This window comes from Methylobacterium sp., from assembly GCF_019750675.1.
Classification (GTDB): domain Bacteria; phylum Pseudomonadota; class Alphaproteobacteria; order Rhizobiales; family Beijerinckiaceae; genus Methylobacterium.
In genome coordinates this window covers 1-7,743 of the sequence record NZ_JAIEOF010000120.1, presented here as the reverse complement: position 1 = coordinate 7,743, position 7,743 = coordinate 1, and the positions used below count along the sequence as shown (strand labels likewise).

Annotated in this window: 6 protein-coding genes; 2 read left to right on the top strand and 4 right to left on the bottom strand. The window is 72.5% G+C overall.

Annotated elements, in window-relative coordinates:
- Positions 1–485 (top strand): DNA-directed RNA polymerase subunit alpha C-terminal domain-containing protein (locus K2X24_RS06260; protein ID WP_292495783.1); only part of this gene is annotated, 485 nt, incomplete at its 5' end.
- Between the two features lie 189 nt (positions 486–674).
- A complete protein-coding gene (gene rplQ / locus K2X24_RS06255; RefSeq protein WP_238280523.1) occupies positions 675–1,082 on the top strand; it encodes a 50S ribosomal protein L17 in 408 nt (135 codons plus the stop codon).
- A gap of 172 nt (positions 1,083–1,254) precedes the next feature.
- On the opposite strand, the gene K2X24_RS06250 is transcribed toward rplQ, so the two are convergent.
- The 4 genes from K2X24_RS06250 to K2X24_RS06235 all read right to left on the bottom strand — a co-directional run.
- A complete protein-coding gene (locus tag K2X24_RS06250; RefSeq protein ID WP_292495780.1) occupies positions 1,255–3,108 on the bottom strand; it encodes a response regulator in 1,854 nt (617 codons plus the stop codon).
- A 2-nt stretch (positions 3,109–3,110) separates the two neighbouring features.
- A complete protein-coding gene (locus K2X24_RS06245; protein ID WP_292495778.1) occupies positions 3,111–4,823 on the bottom strand; it encodes a response regulator in 1,713 nt (570 codons plus the stop codon).
- Entirely contained in the window at positions 4,820–5,860 is a 1,041-nt protein-coding gene (gene cheB, locus K2X24_RS06240; protein WP_292495785.1) for a chemotaxis-specific protein-glutamate methyltransferase CheB, read from the bottom strand. Before cheB ends, K2X24_RS06245 begins: the two co-directional genes overlap by 4 nt.
- A gap of 44 nt (positions 5,861–5,904) precedes the next feature.
- A partial coding sequence (locus K2X24_RS06235; protein ID WP_292495776.1) for a response regulator occupies positions 5,905–7,743 on the bottom strand: 1,839 nt, incomplete at its 5' end.

Sequence of the window (7,743 nt, the reverse complement as noted above, 5' to 3'; positions counted from 1 at the left end):
CCGTCACCAAGGTCAGCTACCGCATCGAGACCACCCGCGAGGGCCAGGATCTCGACAAGGACAAGCTGACGATGACCATCGAGACCAATGGCGCCGTGTCGCCGGAGGACGCCCTGGCCTACGCCGCGCGCATCATCCAGGACCAGCTCCAGGTGTTCGTGAACTTCGAGGAGCCCCGCAAGGAGGAGGCGCAGCCGCTCGCGCCGCAGCTCCCCTTCAACCCGGCGCTGCTCAAGAAGGTCGACGAGCTCGAGCTTTCGGTGCGTTCGGCGAACTGCCTGAAGAACGACAATATCGTCTACATCGGCGACCTCATCCAGAAGTCGGAGGGCGAGATGCTGCGCACCCCGAACTTCGGCCGCAAGTCGCTCAACGAGATCAAGGAAGTGCTCGCCGCCATGGGCCTGCACCTCGGCATGGACATCCCCGGCTGGCCGCCGGAGAACATCGAAGACCTCGCCAAGCGCTTCGAAGAGCACTACTAAGCCGAAGCCGGCTCGGGCTGAACTTTTCGGCGCGTCTCGGCGCCGTTTGTTTGGCCGATCCATCGGGAGTTCGCGGAGCGCGGACTCCCAAAAGAATCCCGCCGCGGGGTCATGCGGAATGAACAGCCCCGTTCCGGGGCGCTTGGCCGTACCGTGGCACGGCGGCCATTAGAGCAAGGACCAGCCATCATGCGTCATGGATTTCGCGGTCGTCGTTTCAACCGCACCACCGAGCACCGCAAGGCGATGTTCGCCAACATGTCGGCCGCGCTGATCAAGCACGAGCAGATCGTCACGACCCTGCCCAAGGCCAAGGATCTGCGTCCGGTCATCGAGAAGCTGATCACGCTGGGCAAGACCGACACCCTGCACGCCCGCCGCCTCGCCATGTCGCAGATCCGCGACGAGGACATGGTCCGCAAGCTCTTCGCGGTGATCGGCCCGCGCTACAACACCCGTCCGGGCGGCTACTGCCGCATCATGAAGGCCGGCTTCCGCTACGGCGACAACGCTCCCCTCGCCGTGATCGAGTTCGTCGACCGTGACGTCGATGCGCGCGGCAAGGATTCCGGCCAGGTCGTGGACGAGGCCGCGTAAGCGGTTCGATCTCCGGGATTTCAGGAAGGCGGCCTCCGGGCCGCCTTTTTTTATTTCGGACTGGATGGCCGGTCCTACCGTCCCTCGTCGATCGCTTCGATCGGCGTAATCGCCCTCTCCGTTGGGGGAGAGGGAACTCGCACCAAGCCTGATGGATCGACCGGAGAGGGCGTCAGGCCGCTTGGTCGAGGAGGCGCGAGACCTCGGCTGCCAGATCCACGGATTCGAAGGGTTTGCGCAGGACGGGCAGGTCGGCCGGGATCGGGATCGCCTCGGCATGTCCGGTGACGATGAGGACCGGCATCGTGGCCCAGCGCGCGCGCACGATCTCGGCGAGTTCCACCCCGGTCATGCCCGGCATGGCGAGGTCGGCCACCACGAGGTCGAAACCTTCGCGCTCCAGCAGGGACAGGGCGGAGGCGCCATCGGCGGCTTCGCTCTCGGTGTAGCCGAAGCTCGACAGGAACGAGGCGGTCACGTGCCGGACCTCGGCGTCGTCGTCGACGACGAGGATGCGGGCGGAACGGGTGGCGGGGCGGGCAGCCGGCGCGCGTGCGGCCTCGGCCGGGCTCGCGGCATCGGCGCGCGGCAGCACGATCTCGACGCGCGTGCCGGCGCCGGGTGCGCTCGCGATGCGCAGGCGTCCGGCGGATTGCTGGGCGAGGCCGAAGACCATGGCGAGGCCGAGTCCGGTGCCCTGGCCCACCGATTTGGTGGTGAAGAAAGGCTCGCAGACCCGGGCCAGGATCTCGGGGGCGATGCCGATGCCCGAATCGGCGATCTCGACGCTCATGTAGTCGCCGGGCACCAGGTCCGGGTCGTCGTCGATATGCAGGACGCGGGTGGCGACGCGGATCGTGCCGCCCTCCGGCATCGCGTCGCGGGCGTTGATGCAGAGGTTGAGGATCGCGAGTTCGAGCTGGTCCGGGTCGACGCAGGCGGCCGGCGCCTCGGGGGCGAGCCGGGTCTCCACGGTGACGAGGCCGCCGAGGCTTCCCCCCAGCAGGTCGTGCATGCCCTCGATCAGGCCGTTCACGTCCACCGCCCGGGGCCGGAGGTCCCGCGAGCGGCTGAAGCTGAGGAGGCGGCGGGTCAGGGTGGCGCCACGCTGGGCCGCCTGCGTGGCGTTGGTGACGAGGCGCTGGACGCGGGGCTGGTCGGCGATCTTGGGGCCCACGAGTTCGAGGCTGCCGAGGATCGCCGTCAGCAAGTTGTTGAAGTCGTGCGCGATGCCGCCCGCCAGGGTGCCGAGGGCCTGCATCTTGTCGGACTGGCGCAGGCGCGCCTCGAGGGACTTCTGCTCGGTGACGTCCCGCTCGATCGTGGCGAGGTGAGTGATCGCGCCCGCGCCGTCGCGGATCGGCACGCGGGTGACGTTGCGCCAGCGCTCGGCGCCGATCGCGCCCTGGGCCACCAGGGTGTCGGCCGGCTCGCCGCTGGCCACCGCGGCCGCGTCCGCCGCCTGCACCGCGCCGTCGCCGGCGAGGGAATCCTCGGTCCGCCCGAGGCAGGCGGTAACGCTCTGCCCGAGGGCGTCCGCCTTGCGGGCGTTGAGGCGCACGAAGCGCCCTTCCGCGTCCTTGAAGGAGATCGCGTCCTCGGCATTGTCGAGGAGGCCGCGCAGCAGGGCGCGCTCGGTGGCGAGTTCGCGGCCGAGCGCGTGGCGCTCGTAGGCCTGGCGCACGGTGTTGCGCAGGAGGGCGGCGTCCCAGGGCTTGGTGGCGTAGCCGGTGATTCCGCCCTGGTTGAGGGCCGCCACCACGGCGCTCATGTCGGCGTAGCCGGTGAGGAGGATCGCCTGGGCGTCGTGGATCTTGCGGGCCTCGGCCAGCATGGCGTCCCCGGTCATCCCGGGCATGCGCTGGTCGGAGAGGATGACGGCGATCTCGGGCGTGGCCGCCAGGATCGCCAGGGCCTCGGCCGGCTTCGTCGTAGTGAGCACGCGGTACTCGTCCTCGAATAGGTCCTCGAGGGCGATCAGGATGTCCGGCTCGTCGTCGACGGCCAGGATCGTGCCTTGTGACATGCTCAACCCGTCTGCCGTGGAATACCGATCACGAAGCAGGCTCCGCCCCCGGCCGCGGCTTCGACGCTGAGCGAGCCGCTATGCGCCTGTACCACGCTGTAGGCAATCGCGAGGCCGAGGCCGGTTCCGGACCCCACGGGCTTCGTCGTGAAGAAGGGCTCGAAGATCTTTTCGCGCAGCGCCTCGGGGATGCCAGGCCCCGTGTCGCTGATGCGGATGACGTCGGTCTCGGGGGCGGCGCGGGTCTCGATCCGGATCGTGCCGCCCGCCGGCATCGCGTCGGCGGCGTTGCCCAGGATGTTCATCACCACCTGGTTGAGCAGGGCGGGGGTGCAGTGGATCTCGGCCCGGCCAGTGAGGTCGCGCTCCACGGCGATCCGGTCGCCGAGCTTGTGCTGGATCAGCGCCAGCACGGTCTCGATCGCCTCCGGCACATGGACGCGGGTGCGCTCCCCCTCGTCGAGGCGGGAGAACTTGCGCAGGTTGAGCACGAGGTCCTGGATGCGGGTCAGGCCCATCCGCATCGCCCCGACCCGGTCGCCGCACTTCTGCAGGCGGCGGGTGCTGTCGGGGGAGGCCGGGTCTGCGGCGACCTCGCCGAGGATGCGCTCCACGGTGCCCTGATGCGCCAGGATGAAGGCCAGCGGATTGTTGATCTCGTGGGCGATGCCGGCCACCAACTCGCCGAGGGAAGCCATCTTGGCCGCCTGGACGAGCTTGGCCTGCGCGTCGGTGAGCTTGCGGTTGGCGGTGGCGAGGTCCGCGTTGGCCTGTTCGAGGGCACCGGCCAGGGCCGCGCGGGCCTCGGCGGCCTCCGCCTCCGCACGGGCGCGCTCCAGGGCGCGCTCGCGGGCGCCGAATTCCCCGGCGATGCGCCGATCGTCCTCTTCCAGGAGCTTGCGCCGCACGAGGCTGCGCACGCGCATGACGAGGATCTCGCCGTCGGATTTCGAGACGACGTCGTCGGCGCCGGCCGCGAAGGCGTCCACCAGGAAGTCCTTGGCCGGCTGCGTCCCGGCGATTCCGACCACCTGGAAGGTCGGCGCGCCCGCCTCCCGGCCGGCGAGCCCCGCGACCCGGCGTGCGTCGATGGCCCGGCAGAGGGAAAGGCCGTCGTAGCCGGTGCCGAGGAGGTCGATGGTCACGCAGTCGAAGGCGGCTCCCTCGGTGTCGAGGGCGGCGAGCGCCGCGTCGTGGCCGTCGGCGGTGGCGACCGCGTGGCCCTCATGCGCCAGGAGGCCAGCCAGGAAGGTGCGATAGGTGGCGCTGGCATCCACTACGAGGACGCGCCCGCGCCGGAAGGCCGAGCTGCCGGGCCCGTCGCCACTGCCCCGGCGCTCGCGCAGCAGCGCGCGGATGCGCAGGACGAGGAGGTCGCGGTCGGCGGATTTCGCCACGTAGGCGTCGGCCCCGCTCTCGAGGCCCTGGCGCTCCCCGTCGCGGGCGCCGGTGAGCATGAGCAGGGGCAGGGCGCGGGTGCGCAGGGAGAGCCGGAGCTGGCGGGCGAACTCGTCGCCGTTCATCCCGGGCAGGTGGTGGTCGGCCACCACGAGGTCGGGCAGGCGGGTGTTGAGGTGGTCGAGTGCCGCCTCGGCGGTCGCGCAGCGCTCCACCGAAAAGCCCTTGGATTCGAGGAGCAGGCGCAGTTCGAGGGCCTGGGTCTCGGAATCCTCGACGAGGAGCAGGCGGGGCGGCGTCTCGGGGGTCTCGCTCATGGGCCGCCCTCCGCGAGGCGCGCGAGATGAGCGGCGATCCGGTCGAGGGGCAGCACGGTGCCGGCGGCCGACAGGCGGATCGCTGCCGCCGGCATGCCGAACACCACCGCCGTGCTCTCGTCCTCCGCGATGGTCAGCGCGCCGGCCCGGCGCATGTCGAGGAGGCCGGTGGCCCCGTCCTCCCCCATCCCGGTCAGGAGGACGCCGACGCCGCGCCCGCCCGCGTGCCGGGCCACCGAGCGGAACAGGGCGGTGGCCGCCGGGCGCTGGCCGCCCACCGGGGCGGCGTCGGTGATGCGCAGGTGGCCGGCCGGGCCGAGTTCGAGGTGGCGGTCGCCCGGCGCCACGTAGACGTGCCCGGCCTCGGCCCGCTCCCCGTCGCGGGCGACCGAGACCGCGAGGCCGACGACGCCGTTCAGCCAGGCGGCGAAGCCCTCCATGAAGGCGGCGCCCATGTGCTGGACCACGAGGACGGGCAGGGGATAGCGCACCGGCAGGCCGCCGATGACCCGGGCCAGCGCCGGGGGGCCGCCCGTGGAGGCGGCGAGCGCGAGCACGCTGGGGGCCTCGGGCACCCGGAGGGCGGCCGAGACGGGGGCCACGGCGGTGCGCCCGGCCCATTCCGAGCCGATCGGCCGGCGCCGGATGACCGGCACCGCCGCCATGATGCGCAGCTGCGTGCAGATCTCGGTGGCGACCGCGTCGTAGCCCGCGTGCGTCGTCGCCACCGGCTTCTCGACCACCGAGAGCGCCCCGGCCCGCAGGGCGTTCATCGAGATGCGCAGGGACGAATCCTCGATGGAATCGGCGATGACCACGATCGGGGTCGGTCGCTCGGCCATGATCCGCCGCGTCGTCTCCAGGCCGTCGATGCCGGGGAGCCGGATGTCCATGGAGACGACGTCCGGCCGGGTCTGGCCGATGGTGGCCAGGGCCTCCTCGCCGGAGGCGACAGCCGCCACGACCTCAAGGCGCGGGTCGCGGCCGACGATGTGGATGAGGAGCTGGCGCACCACGAGGGAATCCTCGACCAGCATCACCCGAACCCGCGCGGGCGCGGGCTTGTCCTGCGCGTGCCCGGTCACAGCAACTGCCCGATGGTGTCGAGGAGCTGGCGCTGGTCGAAGGTCTGCTTGGTCAGGTAGGCGTCGGCGCCGAGTTCGAGGCCGCGCGCCACGTCCTCGGCGTCGCCCCGCGAGGTCATCAGGATGACGGGGAGGCGGGCGAATGCCTCGTCGGCCCGGAGGGCCTGCACCAGGCCGAAGCCGTCGAGGCGCGGCATCTCCACGTCGGCGACCACGAGATCCACGGGCTCGATGCCCGCCCGCAGGCGGTCGAGCGCATCCTGGCCGTCGACGCAGACGACGACGCGGTACCCGGCCGCTTCCAAGATGCCCTTCTCCAAGGTCCGCGTGGTGATCGAATCGTCGACAACGAGGATCGTCGAACGTGGCGCCTGGACGATCGTTCCGCGCGGGCCTGTGGGTTCCGGCGCCGCACCGCGTCCCGCGTCTCCGGCGCGGGCCACCAGACCGTCGGCATCGAGCACCAGGGCCGGCCGGTCGCCCGCCAGGATCACGGTCCCGGAGACGAGGCGCGGATCGGCGCCGATGGGCGGGGCCGGCAGCACCCGCAGGGTGCGCACGTCCGAGAGCCCGTCCACCGTCAGGACGCAGCGGCGCCCGGCAGCCCGCAGCAGGATGGTGGGGCGCGTGCCGCCCGCTTCCGGCTCGGCGGCCCCGGCGAGGCCGAGCAGGCTGCGCAGGTCGAGGACCGGCAGGGTCGCGCCCACGCCCGCGATCTCCAGGCGGGTGACGAGGCGGCCCATGGCCGGGGTCAAGTCGGCGGGAGCCAGGCGCAGCAGGCGCTCGGCGGCGGCGCTCGGCAGGGCGTAGGTGACGCCCCCCGCCTCCACCAGCAGCATCGCCCGACGGGCCGCCGAGAGCGGCAGGCTCATGGTCAGCTCGGTGCCGAAGGGCGCCCGGGCCGCGAGCCGGACGCTGCCGCCGAGGCGGCGTGCGGCATCCGCCACGACCGAGAGGCCCATACCCCGGCCCGACAGGGTGTCGACGGCCGCGGCCGTGGAGAAGCCGGGCTCGAAGACCAGGGCGAGGAGCGCCGCGTCGTCCGGCTGGGCACCGGGATCGAGCAGCCCCCGGCGCAGGGCGGTCTCGGCGATGGCGGCGAGGTCCGGCCCGCGCCCGTCGTCGTGGATCCGGATCAGGAGGCGCGCGCCCTGCACGCTCACATCAAGGCCGATGGCCAGCGGGCTCGGCTTGCCCTGGGCCTGGCGTGCCTCGGGCGCGTCGGCCCCGTGGCTGAGGGCGTTGCGCAGGGCGTGCAGCACCGGGTCCTTGAGAACCTGGAGCATACCCCGGTCGACCGGCAGTTCGAGGCCGCGCGCCGTGACCGCGATCTCGCGCCCGGACTCGCGGGCCAGATCGCGCAGGGCCCGGGGGAAGCCGCCGAAGGCCGTCTCGGCGGGGACGAGGGCGAGGCGCTCGGCCTCCCCGGAGACCCGCGCCATCGCGCCCTCCACGGATGCGGCGACGGCGCTGCGCAGCCGCGACACCTCGGCGGCGTCCCGCGACAGGGCGAGGAGGCCGGCCTCGAGGCTGCGCCACTCCGCATCGGACCGGGTCTCCGTCCGCTCCGTCGATATTGCTGTCGATGCCTTGGCCGAACCCGACCAGCGGCGCGCCGCCGCGCCACCCCGCAGGCCCTCTGCGAGGCGGGCGAGGTCGGCGGCGCGGCGCGCGAGGCGGCCGAGGCCCTCCGCCACCTGGGTCTCGCCGCCGAGCGCGCTGGCGAGGTCGTGCGTGGCGCGCGTCAGGGCCTCGATCGCCTCTGCCGGCACGCGCAGGAGCCCCTGCGGGCTCTCGGCAGGACCTGCCTGCGGCGCTTCGACGGGACCAGCCTG

Bases quoted from the DNA above. Each gene is read 5' to 3' on its own strand.
- K2X24_RS06250 (WP_292495780.1), bottom strand. From the start codon at position 3,108: ATGTCACAAGGCACGATCCTGGCCGTCGACGACGAGCCGGACATCCTG.
- rplQ (WP_238280523.1), top strand. From the start codon at position 675: ATGCGTCATGGATTTCGCGGTCGTCGTTTCAACCGCACCACCGAGCAC.
- cheB (WP_292495785.1), bottom strand. From the start codon at position 5,860: ATGCTGGTCGAGGATTCCCTCGTGGTGCGCCAGCTCCTCATCCACATC.
- K2X24_RS06245 (WP_292495778.1), bottom strand. From the start codon at position 4,823: ATGAGCGAGACCCCCGAGACGCCGCCCCGCCTGCTCCTCGTCGAGGAT.